Source organism: Acidimicrobiales bacterium (assembly GCA_035630295.1).
Lineage (GTDB): Bacteria > Actinomycetota > Acidimicrobiia > Acidimicrobiales > Iamiaceae > Iamia.
Map to the genome: position 1 here is coordinate 36145 of DASQKY010000053.1, position 21887 is coordinate 58031.

Below are 21887 nucleotides of genomic sequence, written 5' to 3' on the forward strand. Positions count from 1 at the left end.
TCGGTCCTCCCTGGGTGGCGGCGCGGGGCGCCGGTGTCCTACTTGGCCTCGGCCCAGCTGGCGCCGAAGGCCAGGTTGACCTCCAGCGGCACCCGCAGGTCGGCGGCGGTGCGCATGACCTCGGTGGTGAGCGGGCCGATGTCGTCCTGCTCCTCGGGCGGCACCTCGAGGATGACCTCGTCGTGGACCTGGAGGATGAGCCGGCTCTCGGCCTCGCGGGCGGCCAGGGCGGCGTCCAGCCGCACCAGGGCCACCTTGAAGATGTCGGCGGCCAGGCCCTGGATGCCGGCGTTCATGGCCTGGCGCTCGCCGGCCATGCGGATCCCCCGGTTGCCGGAGAGCAGCTCGGGGATGGGCCGGCGCCGGCCGAACAGGGTCTCGGTGTAGCCCCGCCCCCGGGCCTCGGCCACCGTCCGGTCCATGTAGTCCTTCACCGCCGGGAAGGCCTCGAAGTAGGCGTTCAGGAAGGCCCGGGCCTCCTCCACCGAGATGGACAGGCGCTGCGAGAGCCCGTAGGCCTCCATGCCGTAGGCCAGGCCGTAGCTGACCATCTTGGCCTTGGCCCGCTGGGTGGAGGTCACGGCGTCGGGATCGACCGAGAAGATCCGGGCCGCGGTGGAGGTGTGGATGTCCTCGCCCCCTGTGAAGGCGGCGATCAGGCCGGGGTCGTCGGCCAGGTGGGCGATGCAGCGCAACTCGATCTGGTTGTAGTCGGCCACCAGGAGCTGGCAGCCCGGGGCCGGCACGAACACGGTGCGAAAGGCCCGGCCCTGCTCGGAGCGGACCGGGATGTTGTGCAGGTTGGGGGCGTCGGAGGAGAGCCGTCCGGTGCGGGCCACGGTCTGGTTGAAGGTGGCGTGGATGCGCCCGTCGGGGCCGATCTCGGCCAGCAGGCCCTCGCCGTAGGTGGAGCGCAGCTTCTCCACCTCCCGGTAGGCCAGGAGGTTGTCGATGATGGGGTGCTGACCCCGCAGCTTCTCCAGGCTCTGGGCCGCGGTGCTGTAGCCCGTCTTGGTCTTGCGCTGGGGGGCCAGGCCCAGCTTGTCGAACAGCACCTCGCGCAGCTGGGGGGTGGAGTTGACCTTGAACTCCATGCCGGCATCGGCCCAGATGGCCTCCTGGAGCCGCTCCACCTCGGCCCGCATGCGGGCGCTGATGGCGGTCAGGCCGTCGCGGTCGACGCCCACGCCGACGATCTCCATGTCGGCCAGCACCCCGACCATGGGGGCCTCGATGCCGTCGTGGAGCATCCGCAGGCGCTGGGCGTCGAGGACCTCCATCAGGGGCTCGACCAGGTGGGCCACCCCCAGGGCGGTGCGGCAGGCGGCCCGGGCCGCCTGGGCGTCGAGGTCGACCTCCTCGTGGCCGAAGGCCAGCTGGCCGTCGGGCACCTCGTCGTCGTCCCGGGCCAGGCTGGCGTGGGCGTAGCGGGCCAGGAGGGGGTCGAGGTCGTAGCGGCCCTCGGCCGGGTCGAGCAGGTAGGCGGCCAGGGCGGTGTCCAGGGCCAGGTGGGTGACCTCGGTGGCCAGGCGCTGGGCCGGGTCGGTGCGGGCCAGCCACCGCAGCAGGGGCTTGGCGTCGTGCCCGGCCACCGGCCGGGTGCTGAGGGTGTCGGCCAGGGCGGCCCGCACCCGCTCGGCCCGCAGCAGGGGGGCCGGCAGCCACAGCACCTCGTGGGCCTCGGCGTCGACCACCAGGGCCAGGCCGACCGGGTCGGAGGACCAGGTCGGGGCGGCGGCGAAGGCAGCGGCGGCGGCCAGCGGCCGGTCGCCCACCGCGGCCAGCTCGGCCAGCCGGCCCACCGCGGCCTCCTCGCCGTCGACCTCCTCGACGTGGGCCTCCAGCACCGTGGACTCGCTGCCCAGGCTCCCCAGGTCCGAGCCCAGGGCCTCGACCAGGCGGTCCCACAGCGAGCGGAACTCCAGGAACTCGAACAGCCGCTTGACCTCGTCGGTGTCGGGGTCGCCCATGACCAGGTCGTCCAGCTCCACGTCGAGCTGGACGTCGCGCCGGAGCACGATCATCTCGGCGTTGGAGCGGACCTGGGCCTCGTGGGCCGCCAGGTTCTCGCGCAGCTTGGGGGTCTGGTCGCCGACGTGGGCGAACAGCTCGTCCAGGTCCGGGTGGGCGTTGATGAGGCCGGCGGCCCGCTTCTCCCCCACCCCGGGCACGCCGGGCAGGTTGTCCGACGGGTCGCCCCGCAGGGCGGCGTACAGCACGTAGAGCTCGGGCCGGACCCCGGTGCGCTCCTCGATGCCGGCCTCGTCGTAGAGGACGTAGTCCGACACCCCCCGGCGGTTGTAGAGCACCTTGACGTGGGGGTCCTCGACCAGCTGGTAGGCGTCGCGGTCGCCGGTGACGATGAGGACGTCGCGCCCGGCGTCGCGGGCCCGGGTGGCCAGGGTGGCGATGATGTCGTCGGCCTCGACCCCGGCCTGCTCCAGGGTGGGGAGCTCGAGGGTGTCGATGACCTGGCGGACCAGCGGGAACTGCTGGCGCAGGATGTCCGGGGCCTCGGAGCGACCCGCCTTGTAGCTGGGGACCATCTCGTGGCGGAACGTGGGCTCGGGGCGGTCGAAGGCCACCACGATGCCGTCGGGGCGGTGGTCGCGCAGCAGGTTCACCAGCATGGAGGTGAAGCCGAACACGGCGTTGGTGACCTGGCCGGAGACGGTGGTGAGGTCGGGCGGGAGCGCGAAGAAGGCGCGGTAGATCAGTGAGTTCCCGTCGATCAGCATCAGGGCCATGCGGGCCTCACCCTAGGAGGCCGGCGGGAGGGGTGGGACGCCCGGGGTGGGCGCTCAGGCCTGGGGGGCGAGGGCCCCGGCCAGCACGTCGTCGGCCACGGCCCGCATGGTGCGCCGCTCCCGCATCGCCGTCTTCTGGATGAAGGAGAAGGCCGCCCCCTCGGTCAGGCCGTGGTCGTCCATGAGCCGGCCCTTGGCCCGGTCGACGGCCTTGCGGCTCTCCAGCTGCTCCTCCAGGGAGGTGGCCTGGTCGTGGAGGGCCTTCATCTCCCGGAAGCGGCCCAGGGCCACCTCGATGGCCGGGAGCAGCTCGGCCTTCTGGAACGGCTTGACCAGGTAGCCGAGGGCCCCGGCGTCGCGGGCCCGCTCGATCAGGTCGCGCTGGCTGAAGGCGGTGAGGATGAGGACGGCGGCGATGCGCTCGCCGGCGATCTCCCGGGCCGCCGAGAGCCCGTCCAGGCCCGGCATCTTGATGTCCAGGATGGCGATGTCGGGCCGGTGCTCGCGGACGAGGCGCACCGCGTCGTCGCCCCGCCCGGTCTCGGCCACCACCTCGTAGCCCTCCTCGCGGAGGGTCTCGGACAGGTCGAGGCGGATGATGGCCTCGTCCTCGGCGATCACCACACGGGTCGGCATCGTCGGCTCCCCTGGTCGTCGGTCGGGCGGGTGGGGTGGGCCGGGGCGGCGCCGGGGCCGGGGGGTCCGGTCACGAGGACCGGCCGGCCTGGAACCGGTCGAGCAGCTCGTCCTGCACCTGCTCCAGGCGGGTGATCTCCTCGGCCACCGCGGCCCGGTGGCGACGCATGGCCGCGGCGTGGCCCTCCGACTCGTGGTGGTCGTGCTCGGCCATGGGGGTCTCCGACACCAGGGCCCGGATGCGGGCGTCGTCGGCCTCGTCGGCCAGCTGCAGGAGCTGCTCGTCGGTGACGACCAGCTCCTGCCGCAGGCGCTTCAGCCGGGTCGCCACGTCGCGCAGACGACGTTCGACGAGGACCCGGGCCATGCCGGCGGAGTCTAGAGGTGCCGGCCACGGCCCCGGGACGGCAGGATGCCGGGGTGCCCCGCCTCCTGGCCCTCAGCTTCATCTGGGGGTGGTCGTTCCTGTTCATCAAGGTGGCGGGCCAGGACCTGACGCCCACCGCGGTGGCCTGGGGCCGGTGCCTCCTGGGGGCCGCGGCCCTGCTGGCCGTGGTGCGCCTCCAGGGCCTGACGCTGCCGCGCGACCGCCGGTCCCTGGGGCACTTCCTGGTGGTGGGGGCGACGGGCTCGGCCGTGCCCTTCAGCCTGCTGGCCTGGGGCGAGCAGCACATCGCCTCCGGCCTGACCGCCGTGCTCAACGCCAGCACGCCCCTGTTCACCGCCGGCCTGGCCGTCCCCCTGCTGCGCGAGCGGCTGCGGCCCCAAGTGGTGGCCGGCCTGGCCGTGGGCCTGGTCGGGGTGGGCGTGGTGGCCGGCGTCGGCCGCTCCGACCTGGCCGGCACCGAGGCCCTGGCCGTCGCCGCCCCGGTGGTGGCCGGCCTCTTCTACGGGTTGACCTTCTGCTGGGCCGCCCGCCACCTCATGGGCCTGCCGGCCGTGGTGGCGGCGACCGGCCAGGTCCTGGGGGCCACCGTCCTGCTGGCCCCGGTGGCGGTGGCCACCTCGGTGAGCCACGGCACCATGCCCGGACCCCGCCAGATCGGCTCCCTGGTGATGCTGGGGCTGGTGGGCACGGGGGTGGCCTACGTCCTCAGCTTCCGGATCATCGCCGAGCTGGGGGCGACGGTGGCCTCGCTGTGCACCTACGTCATCCCGGTGGTGGCCCTGGGCGTCGGGGCGGTGGTGCTCGACGAGCGGGTCGGCGTGCGGACGCTGGTCGGAGGGGCGGTCATCGCCGCCTCGGTGGCCCTGGTCACCCGGGCCCGCCAGCCACCCGCCGACCCCACCGGGCCGCCCTCGGGCCGGTCGGCGCCGCTCCCCCTGCCCGACGCGGCCCCTCCCCCGCCGGCGGGGCCGGTCCCCCCGGCCCGGCGCCGGGCCCTGGGGACCGGGGTGGTCCTGGCCCTGGCCGCGACCACGGCCCTGGCCGGCTGCGGGGCCGGAGGGAGCGACGGCGACACCGCCTGCGGGCCGGTGCGGAGGGAGCCGCTGGATCGCCGGTCGGTGCACGTGCTGCCGGGGGCGGGGGCCGTCGAGTACCGGACCGATCCCCCCACCTCCGGCCCCCACCTGGCCACCCCCTCGACCACCGACGTGCGCGACACCCCGCTGGCCCCCGAGGTTCAGGTGGGCCTGCTGGAGGAGGGCGGCGTCCTGCTCCAGCACACGGGCCTGGACGCCACGGCCCGGGACGCGGTGGAGGCCCTGGCCGGCGAGGGCGTGGTCGTCGCCCCCGCCCCGGATCTACCCGAAGGGGCGGTGGTGGTGGCCACGGCCTGGGTCACCAAGCAGTCCTGCCCCGAGGTGGACGTGGCCACCCTCCGGCGCTTCACCGCCGACCACGTCGACCGCGGGCCGGCCCACGGCTAGCCGGCCGGTCGCCGGTCGTCCCCGTCCCGGCCTTGCACCGCCCGGCACCGCCCGCCCCAGGGCTACGCTCGGCCCGCTGGCCCGGATGGCGCAATTGGCTGACGCGGAGGACTCAAAATCCTCTGTCCGCGAGGACATGCGGGTTCGATCCCCGCTCCGGGCACGGGGACCGGCCGCGGGGGCCGGTCCCACCGGAACCCGCTGCCGGGCCGGGGCCCGGGTCCCGTAGATTCGGCCCCATGCCCGGTCCCGCCGCCCTGACGACGCCCGTCGTGCGCCGGCTCCGGCGCGTGGTGCTCCTGGGCGCGGCCCTGGCCGCGGTGGCCCTGGCCCGGGACCGGGTCATCAACGACGTCGAGCGGCGCGACGGCGAGCGCCTGGGCCTGGGCGGCGGCTGAGGCCGGGCGGTCAGGCCGGGAGATCCTTCAGGGCCCGCAGGAGCTTGGTGGGCGTGTCCTTGGGGGAGATCTTGGGCCAGGCCGCCAGCACGGCCCCGTCCGCCCCGATCAGGAAGGCGGAGCGGATGATCCCCATGTAGGCCTTGCCGTAGAGCTTCTTCTCGCCCCACACGCCGTAGCTCTCGGCCACCTCGTGGTCGGGGTCGGAGAGGAGGGTGAAGCCCAGCCCGTACTTCTCGTCGAAGCGGGCCAGCTTGGCCGGCAGGTCGGGGCTGATCCCGATGACGGCCGTGTCGCCGATCTCGCCGGCCACGTCGCGCAGGCCACAGGACTGGGTGGTGCAGCCCGGGGTGTCGGCCTTCGGGTAGAAGTACACGAGGACCGGGTGGCCGGCGTGGTCGGCCAACGCGACCTGCTCCCCCCGCTGGTCCAGGAGGGCGATCGGGGGGGCGGGGGTGCCGGGTTGGGGAGCCATGGCCGGACAGCGTGCCAGACCGGCCATCAGGGCACGTTCACCAGGTGGGCGGCGGCCGAGGCGAAGTAGGACAGCAGGGCGTCCTCCCGCTCGGCGGGCAGGGCCTCGGCCCGCACCGCGGCCTCCATGTGCCCGTACCAGGCCCGGGCCTCGGCCGCCCCGATGGCGAAGGGGGCGTGGCGCATCCGCAGGCGGGGGTGGCCCCTGGTGTCGGAGTAGTGGGCCGTCCCGCCCCCCCAGTACTGGGCCAGGAACCCCGCCGTGTGCTCGCGGGGCCCGCTGAGGTCCTCGGGGTACAGGGGCCGCAGCACGGGGTCGCTCTCGACACCCTCGTAGAAGCGGCGGGCCAGCCGGTCGAAGAACGGGCGGCCGCCCACCGCCTCGTACAGGGTTCCCGGCTCGGGCTCGGGGGACGCAGCCATCCCCCCGAGGCTAGGAGGGCGCGCTCAGGCCTCGGCCACCGGCATGGGGAAGATCCACCGCTGCAGGGTGGCCTTGAGCTCGTCCTCCCGGATGGGCTTGGTCAGGTAGTCGTCGAGGCCGGCGGCCAGGGCGTGCTCCCGGTCGCCGTCGAGGGCCCGGGCGCTGACCCCGATGACCGGCGTGTGGTAGCGGTCGCTGCGGCTCTGGTCCAGGGCCCGGATGCGGGCCGTGGCCTCGAAGCCGTCCATGCCGGGCATCATGATGTCCATGAGCACGGCGTCGTAGGTGCGCTGGGAGCAGGCCTCCACCGCCTTGGCCCCCGAGCTCACGATCTCGGTCGCGTAGTTCAGGCGCTTGAGCGTCCCGGCCGCGACGAGCTGGTTGAGCCGGTTGTCATCGACGAGCAACACGGTCGGCATCAGAAGGGTCCTTTCGGTGGGCCGGCGTCCACCAGGACTCCGGTGACGTCGGTGGCGCTCCGCGGATCGGCACCCTTGGGGTCGACCAGGGTGTCGATGATCCGACGGAGCAGGTAGGTGTTGCGGACAGGCTTGACCAGCACCGAGTGGATGCCGGCCTCGTGGGCGGCACGGCGCGACACGTTGGGGTCCGAGGTGAGGAGCAGGACGACGGTCTCGGCCCGCGGGTCCTGGGCCCGCAGGACCTGGCCCAGGCGGACGCCGTCCATGCCGTCGAGCTGGTACTCGATCAGGGCCAGGGCGTAGCGGCCGGTCGTGCGCCCGTAGAGCTCCAGGGCGTCCTCGCCGGTGGCGGCCTGGTCGACCACGAACCCCCACGAGTGGAGGGTGTGGGCCAGCACGGTGCGGGTGACGGCGTTGCCCTCGACCACCAGGGCCCGCAGGCCGACGAGGTCCGACAGCCGGGCCTCGACGTCGGGCTGCAGGCCCCCCGGCAGCGGGAAGGTGACCCGGAAGGTGGTGCCGGCCCCCTCCTCGCTCTCGACGTGGATGGTCCCGCCCAGCAGGACGGTGAGGCGCTTGACGATGGCCAGGCCCAGGCCGGTGCCCCCGTGGGTGCGGGTGGTCGAGCCGTCGAGCTGGGAGAACGGCTCGAACAGGCGGCTGCGCTCGCCCTCGGGGATGCCGCAGCCGGTGTCGGTGACCTCGAAGGCCACCGAGTCGGGATCGGCCTCGCCCCGCCGGGCCCGGATCACCACCGTGCCCCGGTCGGTGAACTTCACCGCGTTGGAGGCCAGGTTCAACAGGATCTGGCGGAGCCGCAACGGGTCGCCCCGGCGGCGGCTGTTGAGGTCGGGGTCGCAGTAGGCGATGACCTCCAGGCCCTTCCGGTGGGCGCTCTCGGCCACGATCATGGCCACCTCGCCCACCAGGTCCTCGAGGTCGAGGTCGATCTCCTCCAGCTCCAGCTTCTCGGCCTCGATCTTGGAGAAGTCCAGCAGGTCGTTGATGAGGCCCAGGAGCCCCTCGGCCGAGATGGACACGCCGATGGCCATCTCCCGCTGCTCGGCGTCGAGGTCGGAGTCGAGGAGCAGGCCGGTGAGGCCGATCACCGCGTTCATCGGGGTGCGGATCTCGTGGCTCACGGTGGCCAGGAAGTGCGACTTGGTGATGGAGGCCTGGATGGCCTCGTCGTGGGCGGTGGACAGCTCGGCGCTGAGCTGGTCGCTCTCCAGGATCACCACCAGGTGGAGGGCCACGCTGAGGCACAGCACCCCCAGGGCGATCCACACCAGGGCGGGGTCGAGCTGCTGGCCGGTGAGCCGGTAGGCCCCGGCGCCGGCCAGCACGGCCACCGCCGAGACGCTGGGCACGGCGGTGAGCAGGCGGTTGCGACGGCCGGTGGGGGCCGTGTCGGGCCCGGGGGCCAGGGACCGGGCCGCGGCCACGATGACCAGGGCGAAGCCGCCCACCCGGCCCACGTCGTCGTAGCGGATCTCGGCGAAGGGGCTGAGCGGGCTGATGTGGGCGAAGGCGGCGTCGGCCACGACCACGGCCCCCAGCCCCAGGGCCAGCGGGACCCACCACTGCGACCGGCTCCGGGGCACCCGGGTCGAGGAGGCCAGCAGCACCGAGACCACCGCGATGTGGAGCAGGGGCTGGGCCAGCAGGACGGTGCGCTCCAGCGGCGGGGTCAGGGCCGAGGACTCGAACGTGGCCCGGAACACCAGCATCCAGCTGACGAACAAGGTGCAGGACCCGATCATGATGCCCTCGAGGAGGGCCCGGACCCGGGTCACGGGACGGGTCGGCCCGTCCACCAGGAGCAGCACGCCGGCCAGGGTGCCCAGGGCGGCGGCCAGGCTCCCGACGTCGGCGGAGGAGGCTCCGGCCCCGACCTCGGGACGGGGCGTCCCCTGGAACGACCAGCCGGCCCGACCCGCGGCCCACAGGCCGGCGCCCAGGGCCAGCAGCCACCAGGCCAGGCGGGCCCGCCCGGTGTGACGCCGGGCGGCCACCACGCAGGCCACCCCGGCGGCCAGGGCCACCAGCACCTGGGCCACGTCCCGGAGGTCGCGGCCGGTGCTCCAGCGCAGGAGGACGGCCATGAGGACCAGGGCCAGGGCCCCCCGCACCGCCATCGAGGGGGTGACCTGGATGCCCTGCGTCTCGTCGAGGATGCGGGTGCGGGCCGACTCGAGGGATCGGGCGGCGTCGTCGAGGGCCACGTCCCGCCGGTGGCGCGCCGAACGACCCGGCCGCCCCCTCGTCGTGTCGCGGAGGTGTGATCGCCCTCCCATCAGCAGCCCTTCCACCAGATCGGATCCCGGCTGGACCCCCATCGGCCGTGGTCAGGCCGACATGAGCACCGCGCGTGAAGATGTGCCGACCGGCCTACGCAGAGCGGTCGTGACGTTGACAGGGGCTCGGCTAGGGTCCCGGGCAGGGGTCGGTGCCCAGGCACGGAAGGCCCTCACAGTGGCCGATGGGAGGGGTCCATGAGCTACATGTCCTCCGGTGCCGGGTGGTGGCAGGCCTCGGATGGCAACTGGTACCCCCCGGACGCCTCCGCCGGGTGGTGGCAGGCCTCCGACGGCCGCTGGTACCCGCCCGCGGCGTTCTCCGGCCACCCGCCCTCCGACACCACGGAGGCCTCCCGCCCGACCGCAGCCACCTCAACGGGCCGCTCCCCCCTCATCCCGCAAGACCCGCCACCCCCGGCTGAGGACGTCGTGGACCCCGGCAGCCCCACCGGTCGCACCCTGGTGGCCCGAGCCACGGCGGTGGCCGTCCTCGACTGGGCCAGCTCGGTGGCCGAACCGCTGGCCCGCTTCGCCGCCACCCACGGGAGCGGGGCCGCGGCCGCGGCCCCGCTCCGCCGGCCTGGGGCCGATCCCGCCACCGAGCTGCACCGGGCGCTCGAGGAACTCCGATCCGGGGAGAGCACCCTCCTCTCCCTCACCTCCCACCGGGATGCGGTGGCGGCGCGCCTCGCCGACGCCGGCCGGGCCGCACTGGCGCTACAGATCAAGTTGATCCTGGCCGGTGCCGCCCTGGTCCTGCTCCTCCTCATCCTCCTCGCCCTCCTCGCCTGATCGGCGGGGCGCCACCGGCGCCGCTCACCGCCCCGACCCCCTAGGAGCACCGCCCATGGGCAAGGCCGACCACCTCCGCGCCGACCTGGCCTCGATCGAGGACCGCCTGGTGGCGCAGCGCCGCCACCTCGGGGGCCTGGTGGCGGTGGCCACCGAGGCCCAGGCCGCGGTGGTCGGTGCCGCCCGGAGCGCCGTCGAGGAGGCGGACCGGCACCTGGCCCACCTCGAGAGCGCGCTCTCGCCCCCCCACGCCCTGGCCTGGGACCACGAGGCCTGGTCCCGGTGGGACCGGTCCCAGGGCGAAGGCGACCGCGGCCGCCTCCGGGTCGGCGCCCACCTCGACCGGCGCTCGGGCCATGACCTCCACGTGGCCGACACCGTGGGCCTGGTGGGATCGGGCCGCTCCCTGCTCATCACCAGCCGCGGCCCCGAGCAGGCGGCTCAGGCCGAGGCCCTGCTCCAGTCCCTGGTGGCCCGCCTGGCGCTCGCCTTTCGCGAAGGCGCCTCCTTCGTGCTCCTCGAGCCGGCCCACAGCGGCGGGCCCCTGGTGCGCATGGCCAAGGCCCTCCTGACGGCCAAGACGGCCAGCAGCCGGGACCAGGTGCGGGTCGCCCTGGAGGAGGTCACCGCCCGCATCGAGCGCATCGGCACCGAGCACCTCTCGTCGACCCGGCCCACCTTCGAGGACCTGCCCGAACGGGAGCAGCTCGACATCGGCCTGCAGTTCGTGGTGGCCAGCGAGTTCCCCAGCCGCCTCAGCGAGCGGGAGATCGAGGCCCTGGACGTGGCGGCCAACGACGGGCCCGAGAAGGGCACCTACGTCATCGTCCACTGGCACCTCGACGAGGAGCTGCCCATCACGGTGCGCCGGGCCCCGTTCACCGCCTCGACGCGCATCGACGTCGGGGCCCGGCAGGGCACCCTCGCCGGGGCGGCCGAGACCACCACCCGGTTCGACGCGGTGGGCGCCGAGGTCGAGGCGCACCTCCACGGGATCGAGCGGACGGCGCCGGCCTCCCGGGCCGTCACCTGGGGCGAGGCGGTCGGGGTCCAGGCCGACCAGATCTGGGCCGGTGACGCCAGCCGTGGCATCACCACGCCCCTGGCCGTGGGGGGCGCGGGCGACGACACCATCTCCGTCACCTTCGGCACGGACGCCGACGGCGAAGCAGTCAGCCACGGCGTGGTGGCCGGCCAGACCGGCAAGGGCAAGTCGCGCCTCCTCCACGCCCTCCTCTGCGGCCTCGCCGTCCGCTACTCGCCCGAGGAGGTGGGCTTCTACCTCATCGACGGCAAGAGCGGCCTGGAGTTCGAGGCCTACCGCGGCCTGCCCCACGCCCGCGTGGTGTCCCTCCACACCGCTCCGGCTCTGGCCCGCAGCGTGCTCTCGGAGCTGGAGGTGGAGATGGGCCGGCGGGCCAAGCTCTTCACCGACGCCGGCGTCAACGACCTCGCCAACTACCGGGCCGGGGGAGGTCCGGAGCGGCGCCTGCCCCGGATCCTGTGCGCCATCGACGAGTTCCAGGAGGTGTTCCAGGAGGGCGGCGAGGACGAGGGCATGCGCCTCCTCAGCCTCATCACCGCCCAGGGCCGGGCCTACGGCATCCACCTCCTGGTGGCGTCGCAGAGCTTCCAGCCGTCGGGCCTGCGCAACCCGGGGAAGTTCTACGGCAACGTGGCCCTGCGCATGGCCCTGCCCCTCGACCGGGCCGAGCTGGAGGCCGTGGACCTCTTCGGCGGTGCCGCCGGGCGCAAGCTGGTCATCGACACCTGCACCACCGGTGGCCGGGTGGTGATCAACGATCGGAGCGGCCGCGGCAGCCACAACCGCCCCGGGCGCGTGGCCTTCATCACCGACGACGAGGTCACCGCCCTGGTCGCCACCCTGGCCCAACGGGCCGAGGACGGCGGGCGGTACCGCCCGCCGGTGGTGTTCCACGGTGGGCAGGCACCGAGCCTGCGTGACCACCCGATGGCGGTGCGCGCCCAGGGTGCGACGACGTGGCCGAGCGAGGAGCAGCTCACCACCATGGCCCGGCGCCCCTGCTCGGCCGGGGGCCTCGGGCACGACCGCTGGCAGGCCGGCGAGCGACCGGTCCTGGCCGCCCTGGGCCGGGCCCTCGACGTCCACGGGCAGACCAGCGCCATGCTGCGCCGGGCCGCGGCCGAGAACGTGCTGCTGGTGGGGTCGAGCGAACCGGAGCGCGTCGGCATGCTGCTGGGCGCCCTCACGGTCATGGCCATGGTCCACCCCCCCTCGCGGTTGGAGCTGGCCGTGCTCGATCGGAGCTTCCCCGGCTCGGACCACAGCTCCCTGCTGACCGATGTGGTGGCCCGCCTGGCCCACGGCCGTCACCCGACCCGGGTGGTGGGGCCCACCGGGGGCGGGGCACCCGGGGACCCCATCGAAGACAGCGCCGCGGCCCAGGCCGCCTTGGTCGAGTCGGTGGCGGCCGAGGTCGAGCGCCGGCGGGCGTTGCCGGAGGTCGAGGTGGCCCAGCTCCCCAGCCTGGTGTTCGTCGGCCACGACCTCGACCGCTGCGACGCCCTGCGCCAGGTCGAGGACGCCTACGGCTCGTCGGAGAGCGAGCTCGGGGCTCGGCTCTCGCTCGTGTTCGGCAAGGGCCCGCCGGTGGGCGTGCACTCGCTGTGCAGCTTCGCCTACGTGGGCGCGGTGACCGCGGTGGTCGGCACCTCCGGCCTCAACCAGGCCTTCCGCCATCGCGTCGCCCTGCAGATGTCCGACGACGAGTCCTTCGAGCTGCTGCGGTCCAGCGCAGCCAGCAAGCTGCCCTCGGCGGCCGGCGAGATCGGGGCCCGCCAGGCGGTGACCGCCCTGTACCTCGATCGGCAGTCCAACGTGGCCATGCCCTTCAAGCCCTACACCGCCTTCGCCGTCGACGGGACGGGCTCGATCGTCGACGACGTCACCGCCGTGACCGAGCAGCTCGCCCGGTGGGGGACGGCCTGACGTGGACGACCAGTTGGAGGCGCTGCGCCGCTTCGACCACGAGCTCCGGGACTTCAACGATGAGCTGCGGCGGGCCCTGGCCGACCTCGACCGCCGCTACCAGGGGACCGTGACGGTGTGGGACGACTCCGTGCGCCGGACCCTCGGCGCCCGCATCGAGGAGGCTCGTGGCCCGGTGGACCACTACCTGCGCCACGACGCAGAGGCGTTCGAGCGGTTCATCACCGAGCGCATCAGGCGCCTCCACAGGTACCTCCATGGCCGTTGACGAGGAGCACCTGCTGCGGGTGCTGGTCGAGTTCCGCGACGATCTCGCTCGCCACCGCCTCCGGCTCGCCGGCCAGGTGGACGGGATGGAACGGGCCTACTCGATGCTGGGGGAGGCGGTGGCCGGGCGGGCCGCCGACGAGCTCCTCCAGCGGTCACGGCGCAGCCGCGAGGCCTTCGGGGCCTACGACGAGGCGGTGCGCGCCATCACCCTGGTGCTGAGCGATCGCATCGCCGCCCTGCAGGGAGCCTGACCGTGGCGCTCGACCCGGCCCACGTCCTGCGCTTCCTCGAGAGCCTGGAGGGGGAGATGCAGCAGTGGGCCCGGACCTCCCACCAGCTGGTGGCGGCCGCGGAGCGGGACCAGCTCCACACCGCCGAGGGGGTGGCCGTCACCCGCGCCCAAGCCCGATCCTGGGGGGACCGCCTGGAGGAGGATGCCGACGCCGTGGGCCAAGGGGTGGCCACGGCCGCCTCGGTCGAAGCGGGGGCGGCCACCGCCAGCCAGCACGCCGCCCGCGGGGCCGTGGAGGCCGCTGCCGCCCTGGCCGACGCCGAGCGGGCCGAGAGCGAGGCCGAGGCCCGACGAGCGCAGGTCGAGCAGCAGCTGAACCACGCCCGAGCGGAGCTGCAGGCGGCGTGGGTCGAGCATGGTGCCGCCCAGGCCTGGCTGGGCCGAGCGCAGGTCGACCTGGCCGCGGCCCAGGCCGCGCTCAATGCCTGCCTGCGGGGCCCCCGGGGACCCCAGGGGCAGTTGCCCAACTGCTCCGGTCCCGCCCGCCGGGCGGCCACGGCCGAGGACGAGGTGGCCCAGGCCCACGGGGCGCTGGCCCGCGCCGTGGCCCGGGTGGAGCGAGCCCAGCAGCAGGTGGCCCACCTGGAACGGGTCCTCGCCGAGGTGGTCGGGGCCGTCGACGTGGCCCGCGACAGCGTGGCCACCGCCTGCCGGGCGGTCGTCCTGGCCGGGGAGGCCACCTCCTGGGCCCACACCGCCCACCAGGAGGCCGAGTCGGCCAGCCGGTGCGCCCGCCACGCCTCGGAGGCACTGGAGGGCGAGCGAGCGGCCGTGGCTGCGCTCTCCCTCCAGGCCGCCGCCGCCACCGAGGCCGTCGAGGACGCCGAGGTCGAGGGTCGCCGCGGGCGGGAGGCCCAGCGTCGCGCCATCGACCGCCTCCGGGGGGCGGGCTCCGAGCTGCGCGACCGCATGGACGCCCTCCGGGCCTACGACACCCCCGACCTCTGAGGCCGACGTGGACGACGAGCTCTGGAGCGCCGACCGCCAGACCGAGCGACTGCGCGCCCTCCGATCCGAGGGGACGTCGGTCTGGCGGGACTCGGCCGCCCGGGAGGTCTCCGCTCGCTGGCTCGACCCCCATGACGACCTCGCCGGCCAGTTCGTCGCCGCCTCGCGCCACCAGGCCGATGGCCTAGCCGTCGCCCACCGGGCCCAGCTCGAGGCCGAAGCTCAGGCTCAAGTGGCGGCGGCCCGGGCGGGGGACACCGCGGCCTGGCTGCAGGAGCTAGGGGACAGCGCAGAGCGGGCCCAGGCCGCCTGTGCCGAGGCCGACGGCGCCGCCAACCGCTCGTCCCTGGCCACCGCCCTGGCCCGGGACGAGACGGCCCGGGCCCGCACGATCCTGAGCAGCGCCCGGTGAGCGGCGACGAGGCGGGACGCCCAGAGGTCCCCGGCTACGAGATCGTCCGGGAGCTGGGTCGGGGGGGCTTCGCCACCGTGTACGAGGCCCAGCAGCTGTCCGTCGACCGGCGGGTGGCGCTCAAGGTGGTGGCCACCTCGGGGCTGAGCCCGGACGTGACCCGGCGCTTCCGGAGCGAGCTCCGCACCATCGGCACCCTGTCCTGGCACCCCCACGTGGTGGCCCTGCACGATGGGGGCATCACCCCGGCCGGGGTCCCCTTCCTGGCCATGGAGCTCGTCGCCGGAGGATCGTGGGGTGACCGCGTCGACCAGGATGGCCCCTGTCCTCCCGACACGGTGCTGGCCGTGGGCCTCCAGGTGGCCGACGCCCTGGCCGCCGCCCACGACGCCGGCATCGTGCACCGGGACGTCAAGCCCGAGAACGTCCTCGTCGGACGGCGGGGCGAGGCCCTGCTGGCCGACTTCGGCGTGGCCACGCTGACCGACGGCACCGGCTCGGTCAGCGGGTCGTTCGTCGGCACGTTGCTCTACGCCGCTCCGGAGCTGCTGGAAGGCACCAGGGCCGACCCGGGCTCGGACATCTACGCCGTCGGCGCCACCCTCTACACGTTGGCCCGGGGCCGAGCGGCCCACGCCTCCGAGGAGGACGACGAATCCCCGGCGGCCGTCATCCACCGGGTGCTGTCGGCCCAGCCACCGCCGCTCCCCCCCGACGTGCCGCGCCCGCTGGCGTCGGTCATCGAGCGGGCCATGGCCCGGGAGCCGGAGGGGCGGCCCGCCTCGGCCGAGGAGCTGCAGGCCGAGCTCCGGGAGGCCGCCGCCGCCCTGGCCGGCGGCGCGGCGGCGGAAGCACCCGAGGGCGGGGCCCCAGCCACCATCGCCTACCGGCCGGGCCTACCGGCGCCCGGACCGGTGGCCCCGCCCCCGGTGGTCGAACCGACCGAGCCCCCCGGCTCGGTCGAGGACGCCACGCCCGCACCCCCCGCCCCTCCGGCGCCTCCCGCGGCAGCGACGCCCGCGCCTCCCCCGCCCCCGACCTTCCCCCCTCCGCCCACCGGGCCGGTCCTGTCCTCGGCGCAGGAGTCGGAACGCCTGGCCTCCCTCCCCCCGCCACCGGGAGCTGTCGACCCGGCCCCGCCGAGGCCGACCGAGCCGGACCCGTACGGGGCGCCCTTCGCCCACCGCCAGACCACCCACGACCGCACCTTCCCGGTTCCCGTCCCCGTTCCCGTGCACCGACCGGCTCCGGTCCCGGTGCCGGCGTACGGCGGCCCCGTCCCCTGGCACGACGGCCCCCGGCCCGAGGTGAGGTCGTCGATGTGGCGCTCCCTCCTGGCCGCCACGTTCTGCTGCGCCCCCATCGGGCTGGGGTACGCCATCCAGGCCCACCTCCGGTTGATCAGGGTCGGTGGCGGCCTGCGCCGACCCCGACCGAAGGGCCGGCTGGCCGTCGCCGTCGCCTACGCGTGGTCGGCAGCCATGCTGGTGGTGCCCCTCATCTTCTTGCTCAGCAGCCTCTTCGAGCTCCGCGACACCACCAGCCGCTACCGGGGCCGATGGGAAGGCACCGGCGCCGGCGTGACCCTGACCGTGGCGCTCGAGCCGACCGCCAGCGGCCTGGCGATGGAGGGCACCTTCACGTCACGGTCGACGGGCCTGGAGTGCTCGGGCCGCTACCACAACTCGGACTTCGACGATGCCGATGTCACCTTCGACGTCGCTGGGCGGTGCAACCCTCCGATCGACCTGCCGGCGACCGTCCAGATGTCCCTGAGCGAGGACGGGGAGACCCTGACCGTCCACACCCCCGGCACCATCACCCGCCTTCGCAAGCAGAGCTGAAGGCGGCCGGCCCCCGCAGCCATGGCCCCACGTGCGAGGCTCCCTGGCATGGCCCGCCTGCTGCGTCGACTCGGGGCGTGGCTCCGCGCCGACAGCCCCGTCGGGCCCGACCAGATCGTGCCCGTCTCCCTCGGCTCGGACCTGCCTCGCACCCAGCTCATCGTCGAGACCTGCCGGTCCGAGGGGCTGGTGGTGGAGCTCGAGCCCCACGTCAGCCACGCGTACCCGTTCCTCGGCTCCGATCAGCGCATGCTGGTCCGGGGCGCCGACCTGGCCGCGGCCGAGGCCATCATCGCCGACATCGACGCCGGGACGTAGGCCCCACCTGCGCCGACGGCCAGCTGCTCCCCGACCATCGCCGACACGCGGTCCCCGCTCCGACGCCGCCGGGCCTCGGCGCTCAGCGCGTCCAGGGGGTGCCATCGCGTGCGACGGTCACGGGGAGCACGTCACCCTCGCAGACCGAGCGCCACACCGTCCTCGGGTGGACATCGATCGGGATCTGGACGGGGAGGCCTGGCCAACGCCCGGGAACGTCGGCGGCCGATCGGCCCGGCGGGCCGGCCAGTCGACCGTTCACATCAGCTGCAGCCGCTGGTGCTGCCGCAGCTGGGGCAGGCGTGGCAGGAGCCGGCCCGCATCATCTGGACACCGCACTGCATGCAGTACGGGGCGTCGGAGTGGCGAGCCTCGGGGCGGGCCTGGGGCACCTGGGGGGCGGGGGTATCGTCGAGCACGCCGGCCCGCTCCAGCAGGCTGCGCTGCCCGCCCTCGTCCTGCTCCTCCATCTCCCGGGCCAGCTCGGAGGCCGAGGGGACCGACTTGGGGTCGGCCGGGATCTCGGAGCCCTGGCGGGTCTGGGTGACCGTCTCCTCCACCCCGGGGAGGGTGGGCTGGGTCCGCTCCGACACGGTGAGGATGCCCAGCTCGGCCCGCTCCTCGTAGGTGAGGTACTGGACGGCCAGGCGACGGAACATGTAGTCGACCAGCGACGAGGCGATGCGCAGCTCGGGGTCGTCGGTCATGCCGGCCGGCTCGAAGCGGGTGTTGGTGAAGGTCTCCACGTAGGCCCGCAGGGGCACGCCGTACTGGAGGCCGTAGCTGATCGACACCGCGAAGGCGTCCATGATCCCGGCCAGGGTCGAGCCCTGCTTGGAGATGCGGATGAAGATCTCGCCGGGCCGGCCGTCCTCGTACTCGCCGACGCTGACGAAGCCCTTGCAGTCGGCCACCCGGAACTCGAAGGTCTTGGACGTGCGGGTGCGGGGCAGCTTGCGCCGCACCGGCTCCTTGACGGTCACGACCTTCTCGACCACCCGCTCCACGACCCGCTCGACCACCTGGCCGGCGGTGGGCGTGTCCTCGGCGCCCGCCTTCTTGGTCATGGACAGGGGCTGGGACACCTTGCAGCCGTCGCGGTAGATGGCGATGGCCTTGACGCCCATCTGCCAGGCGTCGACGTGGAGCTGCTCCACGTCCTCGACCGAGGCCTCGGTGGGCATGTTGACGGTCTTGGAGATGGCCCCGGAGATGAAAGGCTGGACCGCGGCCATCATCTTCACGTGGCCCAGGTAGTGGATCACGTTGTCGCCCATGGAGCAGGCGAAGACGGCCATGTGCTCGGCGGCCAGGTGGGGGGCGCCCACGATGGTCTTGTTCTCGTCGACGTAGGCCACGACCTCCGCGATGGCGCCCTCGTCGTAGCCCAGGTTGCGCAGGGCGCGGGGCACGGTCTGGTTGACGATGGACATGGTGCCCCCGCCCACCAGCTTCTTCGTCTTGACCAGCCCCAGGTCGGGCTCGATGCCGGTGGTGTCGCAGTCCATCATCAGGCCGATGGTCCCGGTGGGGGCCAGCACCGAGGCCTGGGAGTTGCGGACGCCGAACTGCTCGGCCATCTCGCAGGCCTCGTCCCAGGACTGCTGGGCCGCGCCCAACAGCTCGGACGGCACCAGCTCCTCGTCGATGCCGGCGGTGGCCGTGCGGTGCATGTCCAGCACCCGCAGCATGTGCTCGCGGTTCTCCTCGTAGCCGGCGAAGGGGCCCATGCGGGCCGCGGTGCGGGCCGAGACCTCGTACGCGTGGCCGGTCATGAGAGCGGTGATGGCCGCGGCCCAGGCCCGGCCCTCCTCGGAGTCGTACGGGGCGCCGGTGGCCATGAGCAGGGCGCCCAGGTTGGCGTAGCCCAGGCCCAGCTGCCGGAACTTGCGGCTGTTCTCGCCGATGGGGTCGGTCGGGTAGTCGGCCCGGCCCACCAGGATCTCCTGGCCGGTGAACATGACCGCGCAGGCCTGCTTGAACCCGTCCACGTCGAAGGCGCCGTCGGTCCCGAGGAAGGCCAGCAGGTTGACCGAGGCCAGGTTGCAGGCCGAGTTGTCGATGTGCATGTACTCGCTGCACGGGTTGGAGCCGTTGATGCGGCCGGTGGCCGCCGCGGTGTGCCAGCGGTTGATGGTGGTGTCGAACTGCATGCCGGGATCGGCGCACTCCCAGGCCGCGGTGGCGAACTGGCGCATGAGGTCGCGGGCCCGGACGGTGCGGACCACCTCGCCGGAGGTGACGGCCCGCAGGTGCCAGTCGGCGTCGTCCACCACGGCCTGCATGAACTCGTCGGTGACCCGGACCGAGTTGTTGGCGTTCTGGTACTGGACCGAGGCCATGTCCCGGCCGTCGAGGCTCATGTCGAAGCCGGCCTCCTCGAGGACCCGGATCTTCTTCTCCTCGCGGGCCTTGACCCAGATGAAGTCCTCCACGTCGGGGTGGGTGACGTCGAGGATGACCATCTTGGCGGCCCGGCGGGTCTTGCCACCCGACTTGATGGTGCCGGCCGAGGCGTCGGCCCCCCGCATGAAGCTGACCGGGCCCGAGGCCGTGCCCCCGCCCTTCAGGTGCTCGACCGAGGAGCGGATCCTGGACAGGTTGACCCCGGCCCCCGAGCCGCCCTTGAAGATCACGCCCTCCTCCCGGTACCAGTTCAGGATGGAGTCCATGGCGTCGTCCACGGAGAGGATGAAGCAGGCGCTGGCCTGCTGCGGGACGCCGGGCACGCCGATGTTGAACCACACCGGCGAGTTGAACGCCGCCTTCTGGGTGACGAGCAGGTGCTTCAGCTCGGCCCGGAAGGCCTCGGCCTCGTCGTCATCGGTGAAGTAGCCGCCCTCGACCCCCCAGGTCGTGATGGTGTCGGCCACCCGGTCGATGACCTGGCGCAGCGAGCTCTCCCGCTCCGGGGTGCCCAGGGTGCCCCGGAAGTACTTCTGGGCCACGATGTTGGTGGCGTTGACCGACCAGCCGGTGGGGAACTCCACCCCCAGCTGCTCGAAGGCCACCGACCCGTCGGCCCAGTTGGTGATCCGGGCGTCGCGCCGATCCCAAGCCAGCTCGTCGTAGGGGTGCACGTCGGGCCGGGTGAAGTGCCGGCGGATGCCGATGCCGGTCTGCTCGGGGGCGAGAGCCATGTGTTCGTCTCCTGGGGGGAACCACAACCTGTTGTGCCTGGGGCGGACCGAGCCGGGCCAGGACCACAAGATGTGGACGCGGGACGCTCATTACACCAGGGTAATTACAGCTGTGTCAACGGAGGCCGCGGCGCGAACTCCCAGGTCAGGGGGCGCTCGCGAAATCTCCCGCAAACGGGTTCGCGATCGCCCCCAAAGGACGTCGTCTCCAGCGGGACGGAGACACCCACACCCTCCCGTTCCGGGAGGCGCTGCGACCTCCGTCGACACGGGGGGCACCCTAGGGATGTCACCTTGTGGAACGGAAGGGGAAGACGCTGTGGATTCCCGTGGGATTTCCCCACCGTTCGTCCACAGCCCTGGGGACGACCGCGGCCCCCGGGGGGCCCTCCGGTCAGGCCCGGGGGGTGGCCTCCAGGGCGATGTCGATGGTGGCCACCTTGCCGACCAGCACGCCGCCGGTCTCCAGGGCCTGGTTCCAGGTCAGGCCGAACTCCTCGCGGTCGAGCTCGAGGCGACCCTCGAAGCCGACCACCGGTGCGCCCCACGGGTTGCGGCCCATGCCGTTGTAGGTGGCGGTGAAGCTCACCGGCCGGGTCACGTCGCGGACGGTCAGGTCGCCCTCCAGCGTGAAGCTGTCCTCCTTCAGGTCGCGCACCCCGGTGGAGCGGAAGGTGAGGGCCGGGAAGGTGGCCGCGTCGAAGAAGTCGGGGCTGGTCAGGTGGGCGTCACGGTCGGGGGTGCCGGTGTCGATGGAGGCCACCGCGATGGTGATCTCCACCGAGCTGTCCAGCGGGTCCTCGGCGAAGGTGATGGTCCCCTCGACGTCGGAGAAGCGGCCCCGCACCTTGGACACCATCATGTGGCGCACCGAGAAGGTGAGCTCGGAGTGGCTGGTGTCGACCACATAGGGGCCGGGCTCGGGGATGGCCAGGCCGTGGAACTGGCGGGCGGGCAGGGTCGGGGCGTCGGACATGGGGGGACCTCCGGGGTCAGGGTCAGAGTTTGTTGCGTGCGCAACTACCAGTGAGGGACAACGTCGCCCCTGCCCCGGTATTCCCCCGCCACCCGCCGCCCACCGGCGCGACCCCGTCGGTACCGTGGGCGCCATGTCGCCCGCCGCCCCCCCCGACGCCGACGCCACCCCGGCGCTGGTCGACGACCCCCGCCTGACCGCCGTCGGCCTCCTGTTCGAAGCGGCCACCGGGCTGGGGGACCTGCTGGCCGGCCAGATCGGCGAGCACGGCCTGGCCCCTTCGGAGTTCGAGGCCCTGCTGCGCCTGGTGCGCAGCCCCGGCGGCCAGCTGCGCATGAGCGACCTGGCCACCCAGGCCAACCTGTCCAGCAGCGGCCTCACCCGGCTGGTCGACCGGCTCCAGGCCCGGGGCCTGGTGGAGCGGCGGGCCTGCCCCACCGACGGGCGGGGCGCCTTCGCGGTGGCCACCCCGGCCGGGACCGACCTGCTGCTCGGCGTCCTGCCCGGCCACGTCGCCGTCATCGAGGCCTGGTACACCAGCCGCCTCGCCCCCCCCGACCTCGCCACGCTCTCCGGCGCCCTGCGCACCATCCGGGACGCCGTGCGGCCGGGGGCCGAGGCCGGCGCCCACGCCCCGCCGGCCGGCTGAGC

20 protein-coding genes and 1 tRNA gene are annotated in these 21887 nt (G+C 74.0%); 12 read left to right on the forward strand and 9 right to left on the reverse strand.

Annotation, left to right across the window (positions count from 1 at the left end; genetic code table 11):
• Positions 1–38: 38 nt before the first annotated feature.
• The 3 genes from polA to VEW93_15460 form a co-directional block, all read right to left on the reverse strand.
• Entirely contained in the window at positions 39–2747 is a 2709-nt protein-coding gene (polA, locus tag VEW93_15450) for a DNA polymerase I (protein ID HYI63186.1), read from the reverse strand.
• 54 nt (positions 2748–2801) lie between these two features.
• The gene (locus tag VEW93_15455) at positions 2802–3383 is read right to left on the reverse strand and encodes a response regulator (protein HYI63187.1); all 582 of its coding nucleotides are present in this window, start codon (positions 3381–3383) and stop codon (positions 2802–2804) included.
• 70 nt (positions 3384–3453) lie between these two features.
• Positions 3454–3750 (reverse strand): hypothetical protein, encoded by a 297-nt coding sequence (locus VEW93_15460; GenBank protein HYI63188.1) that lies wholly within the window; start codon positions 3748–3750, stop codon positions 3454–3456.
• A 53-nt stretch (positions 3751–3803) separates the two neighbouring features.
• Here VEW93_15460 and VEW93_15465 point away from each other — a divergent pair, with 53 nt between their 5' ends.
• The 3 genes from VEW93_15465 (at position 3804) to VEW93_15475 (ending at position 5653) form a co-directional block, all read left to right on the forward strand.
• The gene (locus VEW93_15465; GenBank protein ID HYI63189.1) at positions 3804–5255 is read left to right on the forward strand and encodes an EamA family transporter; all 1452 of its coding nucleotides are present in this window, start codon (positions 3804–3806) and stop codon (positions 5253–5255) included.
• A gap of 79 nt (positions 5256–5334) precedes the next feature.
• Positions 5335–5418 (forward strand) — tRNA-Leu (locus tag VEW93_15470).
• A 76-nt stretch (positions 5419–5494) separates the two neighbouring features.
• Complete coding sequence (locus tag VEW93_15475) at positions 5495–5653, forward strand: hypothetical protein (GenBank protein HYI63190.1); 159 nt, start codon at positions 5495–5497, stop codon at positions 5651–5653.
• Positions 5654–5663: 10 nt separating this feature from the next.
• Here the strand turns inward: VEW93_15475 and bcp are convergent, their stop codons facing one another.
• From bcp to VEW93_15495, 4 genes are read right to left on the reverse strand one after another with little or no spacing between them, the layout of a single operon-like run.
• The gene (bcp, locus tag VEW93_15480; GenBank protein HYI63191.1) at positions 5664–6128 is read right to left on the reverse strand and encodes a thioredoxin-dependent thiol peroxidase; all 465 of its coding nucleotides are present in this window, start codon (positions 6126–6128) and stop codon (positions 5664–5666) included.
• A 26-nt stretch (positions 6129–6154) separates the two neighbouring features.
• Positions 6155–6550: a globin gene (locus VEW93_15485; GenBank protein ID HYI63192.1), complete on the reverse strand. Its 396-nt coding sequence runs from the start codon at positions 6548–6550 to the stop codon at positions 6155–6157.
• A gap of 24 nt (positions 6551–6574) precedes the next feature.
• On the reverse strand, positions 6575–6961 hold the full coding sequence (locus VEW93_15490; GenBank protein HYI63193.1) for a response regulator: 387 nt from the start codon (positions 6959–6961) through the stop codon (positions 6575–6577).
• Between the two features lie 8 nt (positions 6962–6969).
• Complete coding sequence (locus VEW93_15495) at positions 6970–9198, reverse strand: ATP-binding protein (protein ID HYI63194.1); 2229 nt, start codon at positions 9196–9198, stop codon at positions 6970–6972.
• A 270-nt stretch (positions 9199–9468) separates the two neighbouring features.
• Here VEW93_15495 and VEW93_15500 point away from each other — a divergent pair, with 270 nt between their 5' ends.
• Genes VEW93_15500 through VEW93_15535 form a run of 8 tightly spaced genes read left to right on the forward strand, consistent with a single transcriptional unit; the run spans position 9469 to position 17120 of the window.
• Positions 9469–10065 carry a hypothetical protein gene (locus tag VEW93_15500; protein HYI63195.1) on the forward strand — a complete coding sequence of 199 codons (597 nt, stop codon included), beginning with the start codon at positions 9469–9471 and terminating at the stop codon, positions 10063–10065.
• Positions 10066–10120: 55 nt separating this feature from the next.
• The gene (locus VEW93_15505) at positions 10121–13036 is read left to right on the forward strand and encodes an FtsK/SpoIIIE domain-containing protein (GenBank protein HYI63196.1); all 2916 of its coding nucleotides are present in this window, start codon (positions 10121–10123) and stop codon (positions 13034–13036) included.
• A 1-nt stretch (position 13037) separates the two neighbouring features.
• Positions 13038–13304, forward strand: coding sequence for a hypothetical protein (locus VEW93_15510; GenBank protein HYI63197.1), 267 nt, complete (start codon positions 13038–13040; stop codon positions 13302–13304).
• Positions 13294–13557, forward strand: coding sequence for a hypothetical protein (locus VEW93_15515; protein HYI63198.1), 264 nt, complete (start codon positions 13294–13296; stop codon positions 13555–13557). Before VEW93_15510 ends, VEW93_15515 begins: the two co-directional genes overlap by 11 nt.
• Positions 13558–13559: 2 nt before the next feature.
• Positions 13560–14546: a hypothetical protein gene (locus VEW93_15520; GenBank protein ID HYI63199.1), complete on the forward strand. Its 987-nt coding sequence runs from the start codon at positions 13560–13562 to the stop codon at positions 14544–14546.
• 7 nt (positions 14547–14553) lie between these two features.
• Positions 14554–14958 carry a hypothetical protein gene (locus VEW93_15525; protein ID HYI63200.1) on the forward strand — a complete coding sequence of 135 codons (405 nt, stop codon included), beginning with the start codon at positions 14554–14556 and terminating at the stop codon, positions 14956–14958.
• Positions 14955–16802 carry a serine/threonine-protein kinase gene (locus tag VEW93_15530; protein ID HYI63201.1) on the forward strand — a complete coding sequence of 616 codons (1848 nt, stop codon included), beginning with the start codon at positions 14955–14957 and terminating at the stop codon, positions 16800–16802. The genes VEW93_15525 and VEW93_15530 overlap by 4 nt, the downstream gene beginning before the upstream one ends.
• A gap of 48 nt (positions 16803–16850) precedes the next feature.
• On the forward strand, positions 16851–17120 hold the full coding sequence (locus VEW93_15535) for a hypothetical protein (GenBank protein ID HYI63202.1): 270 nt from the start codon (positions 16851–16853) through the stop codon (positions 17118–17120).
• Positions 17121–17383: 263 nt separating this feature from the next.
• On the opposite strand, the gene VEW93_15540 is transcribed toward VEW93_15535, so the two are convergent.
• Both VEW93_15540 and VEW93_15545 read right to left on the reverse strand, forming a co-directional pair.
• Positions 17384–20260 carry a vitamin B12-dependent ribonucleotide reductase gene (locus VEW93_15540; GenBank protein ID HYI63203.1) on the reverse strand — a complete coding sequence of 959 codons (2877 nt, stop codon included), beginning with the start codon at positions 20258–20260 and terminating at the stop codon, positions 17384–17386.
• A 394-nt stretch (positions 20261–20654) separates the two neighbouring features.
• Entirely contained in the window at positions 20655–21236 is a 582-nt protein-coding gene (locus VEW93_15545) for a YceI family protein (protein ID HYI63204.1), read from the reverse strand.
• Between the two features lie 133 nt (positions 21237–21369).
• Here VEW93_15545 and VEW93_15550 point away from each other — a divergent pair, with 133 nt between their 5' ends.
• Positions 21370–21885 carry a MarR family transcriptional regulator gene (locus VEW93_15550; protein HYI63205.1) on the forward strand — a complete coding sequence of 172 codons (516 nt, stop codon included), beginning with the start codon at positions 21370–21372 and terminating at the stop codon, positions 21883–21885.
• The last annotated feature ends 2 nt before the right edge of the window (positions 21886–21887 follow it).